Here is a 17379-nt window from a genome sequence, read left to right as displayed (position 1 = left end):
TCGTGCAATGTTCCATTGCACGACTGGAAATCACTTGGCCTTATCCGTGGCGGAGATGGCGTTGCCCGTCTCCGCCGCCTCCTGTGCAGGCGGTTCATAGGGACCGATGCTTTCGATATGCCAGCGGCGATCCGCCTCGCTGGAGCCAGGCACGTCATTGGCCCGGCGCAGCGTCACCTGACGCAGCCGATACCAGGGCTTGCCGTTCACGGCGATGCGGCCATAGACCTGCACCGGCACGGTCACGAATAGCGATCCCGCCGCGCCTTCCATCTCTCCCGGCGCGCCGACATGGGCGTGAACCTCGCTGAAGCCCCGGAAACGGGCGGCGAAACGCACATCATCCTCGGCGCCGATGGCGCTATTGTCGTTCCAGAGGTCCTGCGCGTCGTCATAACGCTTTTCCTCCAGCAGACCATAATAGCCCTGCACGACCTGCGCCGCGCCCTGCGCGCCTTTGGGATCGATGGAATCTTCCTCCACCACCGGCTGCGGGTCGACCGGCAGGCCGCCGGGGGTGCCGGGCGCGGGCGGATCGAGCGGCTCCAACGCCGCCTGCGCCTCCGCCCGGACATTATTTTCGACCTGCGCCGCGTTCGCGCCATTGGCCAGATTGTCGATCGCGCTCTCCTCCCGGCCATCGCAGGCCGCGAGCAAGAGCAGGCCAAGGGCCGTACCGTAACGAAGCCGCATCAGTCGCGCCGGCCCCGCCAGCCATCCCGCCGCGACCGCCCGCCGCTGTCGGAACGCGCGCCGCCGTCGGAGCGCGCGCGCGGCGCATTGCCCCAATTGCGGTCCGGCCGTGCTGTCGTCATATCCCCTTGCCCCCTTCCTGGCTGCGGCGCCGCGGCGCCCGCGGAGGGATTGCCCTGACGGGCATTCCTCCAATTTCCGTTCCACCGGCCACCATCGCCGCCGGAACGCTCCCGCCAGCGCTGGCGCGGCGCGTCATTGTTCCAGTCGCCGCGCCTGCCCTCCTCACGCCGGGCTTCGCGGCGGCCTTCCCAATAGCGGCGCTGGCCTTCATTCCAACGTTGGCGGTGGCCGCCGCGGTTGTACACATAATAGCCGCTGCCGGGATAATAATAGCCGTCATACCAACCACTATAATAGCCGGGGCGGTAATAGCCCGGCCCCCAAACATCGTCATAATAGCCGCCGCCATAATAGCCGCTGCCGACGCTCACGCCGCCATAATAGCCATCGTCATAGGCGCAGCCGCCCAAGGCCAACGCGCCGGCAAGGCCGATCACGGCGAGGAACCTCCGTCCGGTCCCGGTCATCGCCTTTCTCCTTCATTCGCATCCATATCCTGCATAACGCGGGCTGCTTGAATTGGTTGTGAATGGCGCGGTTGGAGGCGCGGTTGCGTGCTGGTCGGAACGCTGGGTTGAATCCGGGAATGGATCAGCGGGTGCAGGACGGGGAAATCGGATGAACGTGGGCTGGCTTTGGCCCATTCCGGACGTCAGGCGCACCGTGTTACTGCGAAGGCAGGAACCCAGTTCAGCCGTTGTGGATCACCGCGACCAAGGAACTGGGCTCCTGCCTTCGCAGGAGCACGGTGCACTTCAAGGAAAGCAGGCAGTCCACCCTCCACCCCTGTCAGCCGCTGTTCCTCAAAGCCGTGGCGATCGCGTTGATCGACAGCTCGATGCCTTCCTTGATGCGCGGATCGTCTTCGCCGCCACGGTGGCGCTTCATCAGTTCGACCTGGAGCAGATTCAGCGGCTCGATATAGGGCAGGCGCAGGCGGATGGAGCTGTCCAGCTTCGGATTCTTCTCCAGCAGGCGCGACTGGCCGGTGGCGGCGAGCAGGCCGTCATGAGTCATGTCCCAGCCTTCGCGGATGCGGTCGAAGATCGCCGTGCCGAGCGTCTGATCCTCCACCAGCGGCAGATAATGGGCGGCGATGCCCAGGTCGGACTTGGCCAGCACCATCTCCAGATTGGCGAGGGCAGATTGCAGGAAGGACCAGTGCTGCGCCATGTCGGCCAGCAACGCCTTGTCCTCAAAGGCGCTCAGCGCATGACCGACGCCATACCAGCCGGGCAGCATCACCCGCGCCTGCGCCCAACTGAACACCCAGGGGATGGCGCGCAAATCCTCTATCCGAGTGCTTTTCGTGCGGCTGGCAGGGCGCGAGCCGATTTTGAGGCCGGAGATTTCCTGTATCGGCGTCAACTGCCGGAAGAATTCCTTGAAACCCTCCGTCCGGTAGACCAGGCCGCGATAGGCGGCGAAGGCGGTTTTCGACAGTTCATCCATGGCCGCGGCGAAGCGGGCGGCGTCGCGGTCCGAAATCGCCTCGGGTTCGAGCGACGCCAGCAGGGTGGCGCTGGTCATCGCCTCCAGATTCGTCATGGCGACGTCGCGGGTGCCGAATTTGGCGGCGATCACCTCGCCCTGTTCGGTGATGCGGATGCGGCCCTGCACAGTGCCCTTGGGCTGGGCCTGGATCGCCGCGAAGGAGGAGCCGCCGCCGCGCCCGACCGCGCCGCCGCGGCCGTGGAAAAGCTGCATCGCCGTGCCCGCGTCGGCAAAGACCGGGGCCAGCGCCTTGCTCGCCTGGAACAGCCCCCAGGTGGAGGTGATGTAGCCGCCATCCTTGTTGCTGTCGGAATAGCCGATCATCACTTCCTGATGGCCGCGTTGCTGCACCACGCCCGCGATTTCCGGCAGGCCGAAATAGGCCCCCATGATCTTGGGCGCGGCTTCAAGGTCCGCGATGGTTTCGAACAGCGGCACCGCCATGATCGCGGCCTGCGGCGGCGCGCCGTCGGTGCCGGCGCGCCAGAGACCCGCTTCCTTGAGGATGATGTTGACTTCGAGCAGGTCGGAAACGCTCTCCGCCTTGGAGATGATATAATGGGTGATGCATTGCGGGCCGTAGATGCGGTGCGCTTCGGCGGCGGCATGGACGATCGCGAGTTCGGAGGCAGTGCTTTCCGAATATTCGAAAAAGGCGGTGCCCAGCGGCCGATTGTTCGCCAGCTCCCGGCGAAGCAGCGCGATGCGCGCATATTCGTCGAGGCTGGCATAGTCCGCCTCGACCCCCGCCACTTTCAGCAGTTCGGCCACGACATTCTGGTGGACGTCACTGTTCTGGCGCATGTCGAGCGTGGCAAGGTGGAAGCCGAAGGTCTCCACCGCGCGGATCAGGCGGCCGAGCGCGCCGCCCGAAGCCAGCGCGCCGTCGCCCTCGCTGGCGAGGCCCTGCGCGACCGTGACGAGGTCGCGGCGGAGGTCGGTGGGCCCGGCATAAGGCTCGCCCTTGAGGGTCGAAGGGCGCGACGGGTTCTTGCCGGCAAGCGCCTGATAGGTGGCGGCGAGGCGGGCGTAGATGCCGGAAATGGCGCGGCGATAGGGTTCGTCCTGACGGCTGGGCGAATTGTCGCCGCTACCGTCGGCCAGGTCCAACACCGCCTGCGGCACATGGGCGAGTTCGGTGGAGAGCGAAAGCTCCGCGCCCAGGGCGTGAAGCGCCTCCATATAGAAGGTCAGCGCGGCCTCGCAGCCCTTGGCAAGCGCGAGGCGGAGCTGGGGCGCCTGCACGAAGGGATTGCCGTCGCGGTCGCCGCCGATCCAGTTGCCGACGCGCAGGAAGCTTTGCGGACGCGCGCCCAGCACACGTTCCCAGCGGGCATAGAGGGCGGGCAGGACCGGCAAGAAAACGTCGCGGAAATAAGCGAGGACATTTTCGATCTCGTCCGCGACGAACAGCTTTTCGCGGCGCAGCGGGCGAGTCTGCCAGAGCAGGGCGATCTGGCGGAAGATCGCCTCGTCGAGATTTTCGCCCTCGTCGGTTTCCGCCCGGCCGCCATCCTTGAGCAGCATCAGGTCCGCGATGCGGTTCTTGTGATCGATCATGCTCTTGCGCCGCACCTCTGTGGGGTGGGCGGTGAGGACGGGGACGATCAGGGCATGGGACAGGAGGTCGAGCACGGCGTCGCGACCGATGCCGTGGGAATCGAGCTTCTCCACGGCGGAGGCGACATCGGCGCCGGGTTCGGCGGCGACGCCCTGGCGGTCCTCGGCCAGATTGGCGAGCATCGAGAAGAGCATGAAACCGCGCACGAAGGACAAGGTGTCGTCCAGGCTGAGCGCGTCGAGGCCGGTGTCGACCACATCGGCGCCATGCAGGCCCCGCGCCCGGTCGACCGAGGCGGAGCGGATATATTCGGTCTGCTTGTAGATTTTCTCCCCGCCATAGGCGCGGATGACGTCGCCCAGCAGGCGGCCGAGAAAACGGATGTCGGGGTTCTGCGTGATCGCAGGCGCGGAAGAGGATGCAAGAGTCGCCATGATGGATCGATGCTGCATCGCAACAATGGGATGGTCAAGGGAATCCGCAACCTTGCCAAAAGAGATGCCGTGCTCCTGCGAAGGCAGGAGTCCAGTCCCGCCGTCTGAGCTGGGCTCTTGCGAGCCACTCGTCTCGTTCGAGTGCCTTCGCAGGAGCAGGTCGGTTTTGACACTAGGCTTGCGCGAAGCCCCCGCCCTAGGCCAAAGGACAATGGTGACCGCCAGCATCAGCATAGGAAACGACAGCAACGGCAATCCCGTTCTGGTCGACGTCGAGGAATTGCTTGCCACCCGTCTGCTCGTCCAGGGCAATAGCGGGTCGGGCAAGTCGCATCTGTTGCGCCGCTTGCTGGAGGAAAGCGCCGCTCTGGTCCAGCAGGTGGTGATCGATCCGGAGGGCGATTTCGTCACGCTGGCCGATGAATATGGCCATGTGGTGATCGACGCGGGCGACTATAATGAGCGTGAGATCGTCAAGATGGCGGCGCGGATTCGCGAGCATCGCGCCTCGGTGGTGCTGAGCCTCGAATCGCTGGAGCTGGAGGCGCAGATGAAATGCGCCGCGACTTTCCTGTCGACCCTGTTCGACGCGCCGCGCGACCATTGGTATCCCGCATTGGTGGTGGTGGACGAGGCGCAGATGTTCGCGCCGGTGGCGGCGGGCGATGTGTCGGACGAGGCGCGGCGGCTTTCGCTGGCCGCGATGACGAACCTGATGTGCCGGGGACGCAAGCGCGGCTTGGCCGGAGTCATCGCGACGCAGCGACTGGCGAAGCTGGCCAAGAACGTCGCGGCGGAGGCGTCGAACTTCCTGATGGGGCGCACTTTCCTCGACATCGACATGGCGCGCGCGGCTGACCTGCTGGGCATGGAGCGGCGGCAGGCCGAGCAGATCCGCGATCTGGAGCGCGGGCGCTTTCTGGCTTTGGGTCCGGCGATCTGCCGGCGGCCGGTGGCGGTGAAGATCGGATCGGTCAAGACCAGCACGCGGGGCGGCACCCACAAGCTGATGCCGCCGCCGGTCGCCGCGACCGGGGATTTGCAGGAATTGCTGTTCGCGAGCGCGGGCGAGGAAGAGGCTTTGCCCCCTGCCCCCGTGCGCGCCGAGCCGCCGCCTCTACCTGCGGAGGAATTGATGCGGGCGCTGGCCGCCGCGCCTTCGGCCAGGCCCGCAGCGCCGGAGCTGGACTTCGGACAGAATGAGCCGGTGGTGATCGCCGTGCTGGAGGAGATCGTAGCCGATCTGGGCGAGGCGCAACCCAGCGTGTCGACGCTCTATCAGGATTTCGGCGTGCGGTGCCGGATGAAGGGATTGCGGACGCCGCCGCTCGATCTGCCGGCGTTCCGCAAGCGCTTCGCCATGGCGCAGGCGGGGATGTTCGATGCCGACGACCTGCGCTGGGCCGACGCGATGAAGGCGGCGGAGCCGGTGCCGGAAGATATGCTGGCCCCCTTCCTGCTGATTGCGCGGGCGGCGATGCAGGGACTGCCCTGTCCTGACGATGCGGCGCTGGCGCGGGCCTATGGCACCAGTTCGCCGGGGCGGGTGCGGCGGCTGATCGATTATATGGAGAAGCTGGGCGTGATCGTGGCGCGGACCGATTTCGGCGGGCGGCGGTCGATCGGCGTGCCGCAACTGGGGCTTTCGACGGCGGCGGCCGAGGGATGAGCGCTTCCGTCCTGTTCGTCTGCCTGGGGAATATCTGCCGCTCGCCCTTGGCGGAAGCAGCGCTCCGCGCGGAGGCGGAACGGGTCGGGATCGAGATCGTCGTGGATTCGGCAGGGACCGGAGACTGGCATGTGGGGTCGCCGCCGGACCGCCGGGCGCAGGCCGTGGCGCTGCGCAACGGGATCGATATTTCGGGCTATCGCGGGCGGCAGGTGACGGCCGGGGACTTCCGGCGCTTCGATCATGTGTTCGCGCTGGATGCGGAGAATTTGAGGAATTTGCGACGGGTCCGGCCTTCGGACGGGACCGCAGAGCTGCGGTTGCTAATGGACCTGGTGCCGGGGCGCGAGGGGAGCGGGGTGACCGACCCCTATTTTGGCGACGATGCCGGGTTCGACGTGACCTGGGACGATGTGACGCTGGCGGCGCGGGCGATTGTGGAGCGGCTGCTGAAGCGGCCTTGATTACAGCACGCCGTGCTCCTGCGCAGCCAAAGCCTAGGGCTGTCGCGGCGAATCGAAGATCGCGTTCAGGCAGGCGGCGATGCGGACGCCGGCGCGGCGCAACCGGTCGTCCAGCGCCGCGCGATGCTGATAGGCATAATCCCAGGACAGGTTCGGGTCTGCCGGATTGACGGTCTTGCGCAGCGCCATGCTTTCGCGGGTCCATACATCCGGATCGCAGACGCTCCATGCTATGGTCTGTTCCGGCGTGATCGACCGCGACAACCAGTCCGCATATTCCGAATAGGACAAGGCGCGCTGCTCGATCAGGCCCGAATCCCAGACCGAATGCAGATTGGTCGCCGCGCCGAAGAAGGTGACCTTCACGTCATTGCCGCCGCGGTCGTCGCCGCCGCCGACATGCAGCGGCTGATGCAGGTCGCCCACGATGTGAACCACGAAGCGCAGCGCCATGCGGCGGTCGTCCATTGACGCCCTGGGGTCTCGAAGGGTGGCGGTGAAGCGGGTCAGCGCCGTCATCGCGTCGCCCTCCTTCGGAGCGTCGGCGGGGCCGTAACGATCGCCCTGCCTGACGGTGACATAGTGCCAGGGGCTAGCCGTCTTGCGCCAATAGTCGGCCGGGTCGGACCGCATGTCGTCGGGCCAGGTCGACGCCTCCGCCAGATCCTCGGTCCCCAGCAGCAGGCGGACCTGGGCGCGCGCCGCGCCGCTCAGATTCCGGTCGGCTATGGCGCCGGTGATCCGGTGGCCGATCGGCCCCCAGGCCTGGGCGGGCGTGGCGGCGAGAAGCGGCAGGGCGAAGAGGAATGAGAGGCGCATGGCGTCCCTCATACAGCTTTGCCCGGCCGCAACCAGCGTGCTTTTTCCGAGGGTTGCGCCTTAGCCGGCGAAACGGAAACCGATCCACAGGGTCCGGGGCGTGCCCAGGTCGATGGACCCTCCGGCATTGCGGGTGATCAATTCTTCGTCGAAGAGATTCTCACCGCGCGCGACCAGGGTCACACCATGGCCCAGCGGCAGGCGCGCCACCGCGTCGACGGTCAGCGCATGGGGCAGCACATCGGTCTGGAGGTCGTCCTCATATTGCTTGCTGACATAACGCAGCGTGGCGGAGAGCGCAGGCCCCTGCTTCGGTTCCCAGGCCAGCGTAGCGCTGGCGGCGTGGCGCGGGCTTTGCGCGGGGGTCAGGCCGTCAAAGGCCATGCCCGGCGCGTGGACGCTGCTGTGGCTATAGGCATAGGATGCCGACAGCAGAAAGTCGCCCACCCGGCCGATCGCGGTCAGCTCGATCCCCTTGGCGGTGATATGATCGACATTCTGCCGCTCACGCGTGTTGGCGACATTGGTGAGGGTGACATTGGCGATGGCGTCGTCCAGCCGGTTGATGAAGCCGGTGGCCGAGAAGGTCAGGCCCGGAACAGGGCTGAAGTCGATGCCCGCCTCCACGCCCTTCAGCTTCTCCGGCGTCAGTGCGGGGTTGGCGCGGGTGGTGATCGGGAAGACCACGAAGGGGCGGTAGAGTTCATTGAGCGTAGGCAGGCGGAAGCCGGTATAGGCCGCACCGCGCAGGGCGAGCGCGTCGCTGATCCGGTAGAGCGCGCCCGCCCTGCCCGAAAACTGCCAGTCGGAGCGGTCGGCAAAGCTGTTGTTCGCTGCGCCGGTGCCGGTGGCGCGGAAGAAGCCGTTGCTGATCGTCCAGCGATCCGCACGCACGCCGCCGGTCAGGACCAGCTTGCCCAGGGTCCAGTCATCCTCGGCAAAGAGGCCGGTCGTCATCTGCTCGCCGCCTGCGTGACGGCGGGCGGTGACGGGATTGGCCGCGATATTGGCGTTATAGGCGTCCTCGAACATGTCGCCGGTGGCAAAGCGGGTGTCGGCGCCGATGCGCAGCACATGGTCGGGGCCGACCGGCGGGCGCAGCTCGATCTTGCCGCCAATGCCGGTCGAGGGGGTGTTGCGCTGGTCCAGCGACTTGCGGAAGGTGGAGGCCGAAATCACGATGTTGGAGAAGTTGCGCGCCTGGATATAGGCCAGCGCATCGACCTGCCATGCGCCACGAGAGATGAAGCGGATGCTGGCGTCCTGCCCCTCGCTCATGCTGTCCGCGCCCTTAAAGCGCAGGGTGCGCTCGTCATGGAAGATGGTGCCGCGGAACTGGATTTCCGATGTGGCGGAAAGCGGCGCGACGGCGCGCAAATTGGTGGACCAGCCGTCATAGGCGGCGGGCGCGGTGGCGGCGACGCGCTGGTCCTTCGGCGTGGTCTGGAACCCGTCGCCCCGGTCCCAGCGGCCCGACAGCGAGACATAGCCGTTGCCCAGGTCCGGGGTCAGGCTGGCGGAGAGTTCGGTCGCATCCTTGCTGCCGTAGAAGGCGCTGGCGGCGAAGGTGGGAAGCTGGTCGCGGGTGGCGCTGGCGAGTTCGATGGTCCCGGCCACCGCGCCCGCGCCGAAAGCGCCTATGCCGCCGCCCCGCGTCACCCGCACCACCGACAGGCGGTCAGGCACCAGCGCGCTGAACGGGATATAGCCGAAAAAGGGATCGGCCATCGGCACGCCGTCGAGCAGGACCAGCGTCCGGCTGGACGCGTTGCCGCCCAAGGCGCGCAGCGTCGCCCCCTGCGCCGAAGGATTGGCCGAACGGCTGTCGGAGCGGCGGAACTGCTGGAAACCGGCGACATCGCCCAGCACGCTTTCGATCCGGCCGGAGGCGCTGTTGGTCAGCCGGTCCCGGTCGATGATCACCGATCCATAGGCCGGCGTCCCCGGCGGCAGGGAAAGCCCCTCCCCCGTCACGACGATGCGGGCGGGGTCAGGCGCCTCCGCCTCAGCCGCCGCGACGGTTGGAATCGCGGCCAGAACCAGTGACAGCGGAAGATATTTCATGGCGCCCTTTCCCTACTCTTTTGCGGAGGGGACTAGAGACGCCGCAGGAGAAGTTCAAGCGACCCTTTTTCCGGTTGACGCGGCCAGAATCTTGTCGATCGTCAGCGGATAATCCCGCAACCGGATGCCCGTGGCATTGTAGATCGCATTGGCGACCGCCGCCCCCGCCCCGCAAATGCCAAGCTCACCGACGCCCTTGGCCTTCATGGGCGAGCTTTTGTCGTCCAGCTCGTCGACGAACAGCACGTCCTGATGGGGAATATCGGCATGCACCGGCACCAGATATTCGGCCATGTCGTGATTGACGAAAAAGCCGAATCGGGTGTCGACGCTCAGTTCCTCCATCAACGCCGCGCCCACGCCCATGGTCATCGCGCCGATCACCTGGCTGCGCGCCGATTTGGGGTTGAGGATGCGCCCGGCGGCGAAGGCTCCGCCCATGCGGCGGACGCGGACTTCGGCGGTGTCGATGTCGACGCCTACCTCGCAGAAATGCGCGCCGAACGTGGCCTGCGCATAGCGTTTGGCGAGGTCGCCATAGTCCATGCTGTCCTCCGCCCAGAGGCCCTCGCTTCCGGCTAGGGCTCCCAGCGCCTGGGACTGGTTGCCCAGGCGCACCAGCCCATCCTCGAACAGCGCCTTGTCCGCCGGGAAGCCCGCCTTTTCCGCCAGCCTGGCGCGCAGGGCCATGGCGGCGGCATAGACGCCCGCCGTGGCGCTGTTCGCGCCCCATTGTCCGCCGGACCCGGCCGATGCGGGAAAGCGGCTGTCGCCCAGCCGCACGGTCACTGCCTCCAGCGGCACGCCCAGCATTTCCGCCGCCGTCTGGCCGATGATCGTATAGCTGCCGGTGCCGATGTCGGTCATGTCGGTTTCGACGATGACATGCCCCTTGGCATCGACGCCGATGCGCGCGCCCGATTTCACGACCAGATTGTTGCGGAAGGCGGAGGCGACGCCCATGCCGACCAGCCAGCGGCCATCGCGCACCTGACCCGGCTTCGGGTTGCGGCGGCTCCAGCCGAAACGTTCCGCGCCCTCGCGAAGACATTCGACCAGCTTGCGGCTGGAAAAGGGGCGCTGCGGCCCGGCTTCGGGATCATATTGCACGTCGTTGCGGATGCGCAGTTCGACCGGATCGACGCCGCAGGCCTCGGCCAGCTCGTCCATCGCGACCTCCAGCGCCAGCAGGCCCACCGCCTCGCCCGGCGCGCGCATGGCATTGCCTTCCGGCAAGTCCAGCGTCGACAGGCGGTGCGTCGTCAACCGGTTGGGGCCGCGATAGAGCAGGCGCGTCTGCTGCGCCGCCGTTTCCGCGCCGCCGCCGGGCAGGTCGCCCGACCAGACCTCATGCGCGATGGCGTCGATCACGCCCTGCTTGTCCGCGCCGATGCGGATACGCTGGATGGTGGCGGGGCGGTGGGTGGTGTTGTTGGGGATTTGCGGCCGGGCGATCGCGACCTTGACCGGACGGCCGACCATGCGCGACCCCAGCGCCGCCAGCAGCGCATCGGCGCGCAGGAACAGCTTCGCGCCGAATCCACCGCCAATATAGGGCGAGACGAAACGGATATTCTCCTTGGGGATGTTCAGCGTCTTCGCCATCTCGCCCACGCTCCAGGCGATCATCTGGTTGGAGGTCCAGAGCGTGAGCTTGTCGCCATTCCAGGCGGCGATGGTTGCGTGCGGCTCCATCATCGCATGGCTCTGGTCGGGCGTGGTGTAGTGCTGGTCGATCTTCACCGCCGCCTTGGCGAAACCGGCTTCGAAATCGCCCGCCTTGGTATCAGCAGGGCCGCCGAAGCCGCCTTCGGGCGGAACGCCCTTGTCGCGCTCCGCCGCCAGGTCGAAGCGGCCCTGTTCCGGCGCATAGTCGATGCGGACAAGCCGGGCGGCGTCGCGCGCATTTTCCAGCGTGTCCGCGATCACCAGCGCCACCGCCTGCTCATAATGTTCGATCTGCGGGCCGCCGAGCAGATGGGCGGTGTTCATATTGCCCTTGCCGAGCAGCCCCGCATTCTGGTGCGTGACGATGCCCAGCACGCCGGGCGCGGCTTCGGCAGCGCGCAGGTCCATGGCGTTGATCCGCCCCTTGGCGATGGCCGATCCGACGATCCAGCCATAGGCGGCGTTGGGCGCGGCATCGTGCCGTTCATAGGCATAGGGCGCGGTGCCGGTGACCTTCGCGGCGCCGTCGATGCGGTCATGGGGAATGCCGATGACGCGGCCCCGGTCGATCGGGTTGGTGGTGGCGGGCGTGTCGAACTTCATGGCTCAGGCCCCCTTCTGACGATAGAGCGAGGCAAGGGTGCGGGCGGTCAGTTGCTGCTTGAAGGCATTGTGCGCGGTGGGCCGCGCCCCGCTGAGCGCCGCCTCCGCCACAGCCGCCGCGCCGGAGGGAGCCGCCGCATCGGCGGCATCGGTACGCCAGGGCTTGGCCCCTACGCCCCCGAAGGCAAAGCGCGCCCGGCCATCCTTCTCAAACACCGCCGCGACCGACACCAACGCAAAGGCATAGGAGGCGCGGTCGCGCACCTTGCGATAGACATGGGTGCCGCCCAGGGGCTTGGGCAAAGTAACGGAGGTGATGAGTTCGCCGGGCCTCAGCGCATTTTCGATATGCGGCGTCTCGCCCGGCAGCAGGTGGAAGTCGGCCATCGGGATGGAGCGACGACCGCCATCGGCACTGATCGTGTCGACCTGCGCATCGAGCAGGCGCAACGCCACCGCCATGTCGGACGGGTGCTGGGCGATGCAGGCGTCGCTGGTGCCCAGGATGGCAAGGCTGCGGCTCATTCCCTTCAGCGCGCCGCAGCCGCTGCCGGGCTGGCGCTTGTTGCAGGGCATGCGCGTGTCGTAGAAATAGGGGCAGCGGGTGCGCTGGAGCAGGTTGCCGCCCGTCGTCGCCTTGTTGCGGAGTTGGCCCGAGGCGCCCGCGAGCAGGGCGCGGCTCAGCACCGCATAATCGCGGCGGACGGTCTTGTCGGCGGCCAGATCGGTGTTGCGGACCATCGCCCCGATCTTCAAGCCGCCTTCCGCCGTCGGCTCGATGCGGTCGAGGCCGAGATGGTTGACGTCGATCAGATGGGCCGGCGTCTCGATCTGGAGCTTCATCAGGTCGAGCAGATTGGTGCCGCCCGCGATGAAGCGCGCGCCCTGGGTGGCGGCGGCTGTCTTGGCCGCCTCCTCGACGCTGGCGGCCCGGCTGTAGGTGAAGGGTCTCATGCCTTTTCCTCCCCCGCTACCTCGCGAATCGCCGCGACGATGTTGGGATAGGCGGCGCAGCGGCAGATATTGCCGCTCATCCGCTCGCGCACCTCATTCTCGGAAAAGGCGACCTGGTCGAGATTTTCAGTGGCGTGGCTTGGGATGCCCGCCTCGATCTCCTCCAGCACCGCCACCGCCGAACAGATCTGGCCGGGCGTGCAATAGCCGCATTGATAGCCGTCATGAGTGATGAAGGCGCGCTGCATGGGATGGAGCTTTTCCGGCGTGCCGAGCCCTTCGATGGTGGTCACATGATCGCCCTCATGCATCACGGCGAGGGTGAGGCAGCTATTGATCCGCCGCCCCTCCACGATCACCGTACAGGCGCCGCACTGGCCATGGTCGCAGCCTTTCTTGGTGCCGGTCAGGTGCAGATGCTCGCGCAGGGCATCGAGCAGTGTCGTGCGCGGGTCGAGTTGCAGATGCACTTCGCGACCGTTCACGGTCAATCCTACGGGCGTCATCGGCGCTCCTTCCTTGCGTCTGACGGGAGCCGCCTGCGCCTCTCCCAAAGCGGGGATCGCGGCGGCGGCGGCGCTGCCTTGGAGCAGGCTGCGGCGCGTCAATGGTTCGGCGGTCATGGCTGCACTCCTCCTGATCCCCATGCGATACGAAATGGGAGGTCATTATATCCGTCGGTTGGGCAGAGACTGAAGGGAATGAACAGTAGCATATCGCAACGCGGCGCCAAGGCGCAATAGCCGATCCCGCTATTTGGGACGAAATGGCTTCGCGTAGAAAAAAATGACTTTGTGCAGATTCTCCCTTGCCGAGGTGGGAAGCCGCTGCTAGTTGCCCCCCACCCGCCGAGAGGACACCTCCTCCGGCCGCCAGAGCGGGCGTAGCTCAGGGGTAGAGCACAACCTTGCCAAGGTTGGGGTCGAGGGTTCGAATCCCTTCGCCCGCTCCAGTTTTCATCAAAGAAAACAGTGGATTAGCGGCCTTCGGGCCGCTTTTTCGTTGGAGACAATGCTGGGCGCGGAGGCCGTTGTCTCCATAATGTCTCCAGATAATTGCCAGAAATAGGCCACCCATAGCGTTGACTAGCGAAAGTTGCGTCAATTGGCCGTGTCGCGAAGCAACCCGTCCGCTCTGCCTGATAGGCCACTGGCTGGAGACAATGGCCGATCCGGGCTGGAATCAGGCAAGTGTGGTGACAACACTTGCCTGGCGACGCCGAGCCGACAGCGAGAGTCCGCTGTCCGCTCTCTGTCCGGGTGCTTTCCCGCATCCCTCAAGCTCCTCCGCGATCGTATTACTCCCGCGAGCAATTCGTAGCTTCATAGTTTCATGAAACTATGATTTAATGTTTTCATGAAACAAGCGGAGGCTCGCAGCGATGCCGATGACGAGCATCTTCAAATTCAGGTCCCAGGGGTGACTAAGCGCGATCTTGGTCAGCGGGCGCTCGACGCCCGCGAACCGATCCGCATGATCGTACTGCGGGCGCTCCAAGCCTACGGCGTCAATGTGCCCCCGGAGGCAATCTCCGATCGCCGGAAGCGCAGCTGATGGCGGACGAGTTTGCGGCCCTGACGATCGATGACTATGCCAAACAGGCTGCTCGCACGGACCAGCGAAGCGGGAAAAGCGCACTCGGATTCTCGATGCTCGGTTTGTTCGGCGAAGCGGGAAGCCTTCTAAGCGAGGCCAAGAAGAAACAGCGCGATGCTGCCTCCTACCTCGGCTATGCTGATGCCGTTGCCGAGGAACTTGGCGATGTTCTTTGGTATCTCGCGGCCGTTGCGCGTCGCAGTGCGCTGGAGCTTAGCGACATCGCGGCGAACGCCGCGCGTGGCGACGATGAGTGGCGGGCCGGAGGCAACGGCGCCTTGAGCTTCCATGCGCTCCAGCCCGCCCATATTCCGCTGGCCAAGGCGCCCATGCCGCAGTTCGAGCACACGCTGCTCGCGCTCGCCGGCGAGGTTGGCGTCCTCGTCAATGGCTTCCAATTGGGGGCGTTGACGCGAGACAAGGCGATGCTCGCCGGTCAGCTTGTAGCGGTCATGCGCAGGCTGATCCAGGCCGCCAACGATTCCGGGGTTACGATTGAGGCCGCAGCCGTCAAAAACCTCCATAAGATCTTTGACCGCTGGCCCCGCGAGAAAGTCTATCCGGCACCAACCGATGCGACGATGGACCCCGAGGAGCAACTCCCTCGGCGGATGACGATCGACGTCTATGAGCGCACGGTTCGCGGCCAAACCTTCGTCTATCAGCGATCAAGCGGCGTCTACGTCGGTGATCGGCTCACCGACAATGCGGTCGAACCCGACGATTACCGCTTCCACGACGTCTTTCACTATGCGCATGTGGCGGTCTTGGGCTGGTCGCCTGTCCTCCGTGCGTTGCTGCGCCTGAAGCGCAAGAGCGACCCCAAGCTCGATGATGCGGAGGATGGTGCGCGGGCCATCCTGATCGAGGAAGGCGTCACCTCGTGGATTTTCGGTCAGGCCCAGCAGCTTCGCTACTTCGACAAGGTAAAATCAGGCGGCCTGCCGCTGGACATGCTCAAGCATGTCCGCCAGTTCGTCGCTGGCTACGAATCCGAACGCTGTCCGTTGTGGCTCTGGGAGGAAGCGATCCTCCAGGGCTACGCGGCCTTCCGCTTCCTCCAGAAACACCGGCGCGGTCGCGTTACGATCGACTTCGCCCATCGTCGCCTGCGTATCAAGGAACTGCCGTCATGAGCCCTAAGCATTTCGTTTCCACTCTGGCGGCAACCGAGCTTCCTTCTGTTTTCAATCCCTGGCGTGACCGTTGCGCCGTTCATGACCGGCGCGACGCGGCCGCCAAACGGCGCGACAATCTGGAACGGCTACTGACCGCTGCCTTGGACGCGAAGGTGGAGACAATCTGGATTGCCCGCGACCTCGGCTATCGCGGCGGCCGGCGCACGGGCGTTCCCCTCACGGATGAGATTCATCTCGACAGGGCGGGCGCGTTGATGGGCGGCATCGCACTTCAACGTGCGACGCAAGGCCCGGCGGTCGCTGAGCGGACGGCGGCGATTGTCTGGCGCGTGCTCGAACAAATCGGACAGCCGGTCATGCTCTGGAACGTCTTCCCATTCCATCCGCATGAAGCGGGCGATCCCTTGTCGAACCGTTGTCATACCCGTGGAGAACGTGAAGCGACCTGGCCTTTGCTTCAGGCGCTGATTGCCATGCTCCAGCCCCAGCGCATTGTCGCGATCGGGCGCGATGCTCACCTAGCCCTTGGCGATGTCGGTATCCCGACGACGGCCGTCCGCCATCCGAGCTATGGCGGGCAGCGCGACTTCATCGAAGGCATGTTTGCGATGTACGGAATTGATGGCAGCGCTCTCGAAACGCCGCGCCTACCATTGGAAGCGCCTTATGCTGCGGCGAGGAGCTGCGCGCTCGCCTGATCGCAGCGCGCAAAAAGCTCCTGGAGATCACCGCGATTCCATTTGCCGGTGTCTATCTCGGCATGGGTAGAGACGATCGTCAGCGGTCCAAGTCCAACCCGCCCCTCCTTGGCGATGAACGACTGCAACCTACCCAGGCCGATCAGATTGCCCAGTAGCTTTTCGATGTAGAAATGGTTGCGGTAGAACGCCGTCATGGCGATCCGGCGTTGATCGCCTTTGCCGATCAGCTTGAGGCTTGCGAAGCTCAGACACTGCCCGCCGTAAGGCGAATCGTTCACGTCGCGGGCAGGGTCGAAAATGCTCAGCTCGAACTTGTTGAGGGCGCGCACCTTCGGATTGCGCAGGCGCTTGACGATCCCCCAAATCTGATTGATCGGCGGCCCGTCGAGTTGGGGCAACTGCATCATCCGCTCGAAATAGTAGCCCGACCAGGCTTCCTTCAACCTGACCTTCGGAAGCACATTGTCCCGGAACCGATCGAAGAAGAGCGGCGCGCCATGGCGGTGGTAGAGCGCTGCCGGAAAGATCGTGTTGGCGACCGTCTCAATCGGCTTCTTGCCCCGCCCGGCGAGAAAGGCATCTACCTCCGCGACCACGGGATCGGCGAGCGTCGCGCGCGCCGAGGGATTGGCAACGTCGATGATGACATTATAGGCTTGATGGCCGGTTGTGCCATCAACTGCCCGCACCGCCTCGCGCCACGCGGAAACGCAGTCAGGCTGCGAGGGTACTGGAAGATACATCGACTGCCTCCATCAAATTCGCTGTGGCGAAGAGCCGCGGCGCCAGGAACCTTTCCGTGAGCCATGCATGTCCGTCGAGGCCCCATCCCGTATCCCAGCTATTGCGGACGAGAATTGCGGCTGTGCCGTCGACCTTGCCGTGGCCTACGGCGAGCACGGCATGGCGCTGGCTCGCCTCAGGCTGCTCGTCATTGGCCGGATCGACGACACCATCGCCTGTCGGCATGAAGAAGGAGCGCGAGAGCATCGTCAGAATCACGACTGGCCGACCCGTGTCGAGCAAGGCGATGATCGAGGCGAGATTCTTCGTCCCCGGCTGGCCATCGCGCCCATAGCGATCCCCGACCACAGCAGGCGGGTTCCACAGGCCGTGATCTTCGGGGACGGCTTCAAGATAGGGCCAGCCATGTTCTTCAGGTTGTCCGTCGCCGCGCAGCGCATCGAGCATCGCCGACAGCAGCGCGCCTTGTGCCGGCGATCGGCCCGCACGTCGCTGGGCATGATAGAAGGCAAATTCGCAGGATAGCGGCGCCCATCCATCACGCAGCCCGGCATGAGCATCGCTTGCGGCAAAGGCCAAGCAGGTAGGTCGCGCTCCCTGATCGCGCGCAGCACCGAACAAGGGCCGAAGATCGGTCGTGATCTCGATCATGG

At 65.6% G+C, this 17379-nt stretch carries 15 protein-coding genes and 1 tRNA gene; 6 read left to right on the top strand and 10 right to left on the bottom strand.

From position 1 onward, the window contains the following. Positions 1 to 30: 30 nt before the first annotated feature. From HUK72_RS14090 to ppc, 3 genes are all read right to left on the bottom strand, one after another. Entirely contained in the window at positions 31 to 693 is a 663-nt protein-coding gene (locus tag HUK72_RS14090) for a hypothetical protein (protein ID WP_176597285.1), read from the bottom strand. Beyond that, positions 693 to 1283 carry a hypothetical protein gene (locus HUK72_RS14085; protein ID WP_176597284.1) on the bottom strand — a complete coding sequence of 197 codons (591 nt, stop codon included), beginning with the start codon at positions 1281 to 1283 and terminating at the stop codon, positions 693 to 695. The genes HUK72_RS14090 and HUK72_RS14085 overlap by 1 nt, the downstream gene beginning before the upstream one ends. A 322-nt stretch (positions 1284 to 1605) precedes the next feature. After that, positions 1606 to 4305, bottom strand: a complete 2700-nt coding sequence (gene ppc, locus HUK72_RS14080; protein WP_176597283.1) for a phosphoenolpyruvate carboxylase — start codon at positions 4303 to 4305, stop codon at positions 1606 to 1608. A 214-nt stretch (positions 4306 to 4519) separates the two neighbouring features. Between ppc and HUK72_RS14075 the strand changes: the two genes are divergently transcribed. Next, complete coding sequence (locus tag HUK72_RS14075) at positions 4520 to 5974, top strand: ATP-binding protein (protein WP_176597860.1); 1455 nt, start codon at positions 4520 to 4522, stop codon at positions 5972 to 5974. Continuing rightward, the gene (locus tag HUK72_RS14070) at positions 5971 to 6438 is read left to right on the top strand and encodes a low molecular weight protein-tyrosine-phosphatase (protein ID WP_176597282.1); all 468 of its coding nucleotides are present in this window, start codon (positions 5971 to 5973) and stop codon (positions 6436 to 6438) included. Before HUK72_RS14075 ends, HUK72_RS14070 begins: the two co-directional genes overlap by 4 nt. A gap of 33 nt (positions 6439 to 6471) precedes the next feature. Here the strand turns inward: HUK72_RS14070 and HUK72_RS14065 are convergent, their stop codons facing one another. From HUK72_RS14065 to paoA, 5 genes are read right to left on the bottom strand one after another with little or no spacing between them, the layout of a single operon-like run. Beyond that, positions 6472 to 7257: a S1/P1 nuclease gene (locus HUK72_RS14065; RefSeq protein ID WP_176597281.1), complete on the bottom strand. Its 786-nt coding sequence runs from the start codon at positions 7255 to 7257 to the stop codon at positions 6472 to 6474. A 60-nt stretch (positions 7258 to 7317) separates the two neighbouring features. After that, on the bottom strand, positions 7318 to 9321 hold the full coding sequence (locus HUK72_RS14060; RefSeq protein WP_176597280.1) for a TonB-dependent receptor: 2004 nt from the start codon (positions 9319 to 9321) through the stop codon (positions 7318 to 7320). 54 nt (positions 9322 to 9375) lie between these two features. Next, on the bottom strand, positions 9376 to 11592 hold the full coding sequence (gene paoC / locus HUK72_RS14055; protein ID WP_176597279.1) for an aldehyde oxidoreductase molybdenum-binding subunit PaoC: 2217 nt from the start codon (positions 11590 to 11592) through the stop codon (positions 9376 to 9378). Between the two features lie 3 nt (positions 11593 to 11595). Then, positions 11596 to 12546, bottom strand: coding sequence for an FAD binding domain-containing protein (locus HUK72_RS14050; RefSeq protein WP_176597278.1), 951 nt, complete (start codon positions 12544 to 12546; stop codon positions 11596 to 11598). Continuing rightward, complete coding sequence (paoA, locus tag HUK72_RS14045; RefSeq protein WP_176597277.1) at positions 12543 to 13169, bottom strand: aldehyde dehydrogenase iron-sulfur subunit PaoA; 627 nt, start codon at positions 13167 to 13169, stop codon at positions 12543 to 12545. Before paoA ends, HUK72_RS14050 begins: the two co-directional genes overlap by 4 nt. 254 nt (positions 13170 to 13423) lie before the next feature. Here paoA and HUK72_RS14040 point away from each other — a divergent pair. From HUK72_RS14040 to HUK72_RS14025, 4 genes are all read left to right on the top strand, one after another. Next, positions 13424 to 13498 (top strand) — tRNA-Gly (locus tag HUK72_RS14040). Between the two features lie 467 nt (positions 13499 to 13965). Continuing rightward, positions 13966 to 14100, top strand: a complete 135-nt coding sequence (locus tag HUK72_RS14035) for a hypothetical protein (RefSeq protein ID WP_255325723.1) — start codon at positions 13966 to 13968, stop codon at positions 14098 to 14100. Next, positions 14100 to 15278, top strand: a complete 1179-nt coding sequence (locus HUK72_RS14030) for a nucleoside triphosphate pyrophosphohydrolase family protein (RefSeq protein ID WP_176597276.1) — start codon at positions 14100 to 14102, stop codon at positions 15276 to 15278. The genes HUK72_RS14035 and HUK72_RS14030 overlap by 1 nt, the downstream gene beginning before the upstream one ends. After that, positions 15275 to 15979, top strand: coding sequence for a uracil-DNA glycosylase (locus tag HUK72_RS14025; RefSeq protein ID WP_176592465.1), 705 nt, complete (start codon positions 15275 to 15277; stop codon positions 15977 to 15979). Before HUK72_RS14030 ends, HUK72_RS14025 begins: the two co-directional genes overlap by 4 nt. Here the strand turns inward: HUK72_RS14025 and HUK72_RS14020 are convergent. Together HUK72_RS14020 and HUK72_RS14015 are read right to left on the bottom strand one after the other, a co-directional pair. Beyond that, the gene (locus HUK72_RS14020; protein ID WP_176592464.1) at positions 15946 to 16725 is read right to left on the bottom strand and encodes a hypothetical protein; all 780 of its coding nucleotides are present in this window, start codon (positions 16723 to 16725) and stop codon (positions 15946 to 15948) included. The two genes, HUK72_RS14025 and HUK72_RS14020, sit on opposite strands and share 34 nt — an antisense overlap. After that, positions 16697 to 17377 (bottom strand): C1 family peptidase, encoded by a 681-nt coding sequence (locus tag HUK72_RS14015; RefSeq protein ID WP_176597275.1) that lies wholly within the window; start codon positions 17375 to 17377, stop codon positions 16697 to 16699. The genes HUK72_RS14020 and HUK72_RS14015 overlap by 29 nt, the downstream gene beginning before the upstream one ends. Positions 17378 to 17379: the final 2 nt, after the last annotated feature.

Source organism: Sphingobium sp. 15-1, from assembly GCF_013375535.1.
In the GTDB taxonomy this organism is placed as follows: domain Bacteria; phylum Pseudomonadota; class Alphaproteobacteria; order Sphingomonadales; family Sphingomonadaceae; genus Sphingobium; species Sphingobium aromaticivastans.
This window is presented reverse-complemented; position numbering and strand designations above follow the sequence as displayed.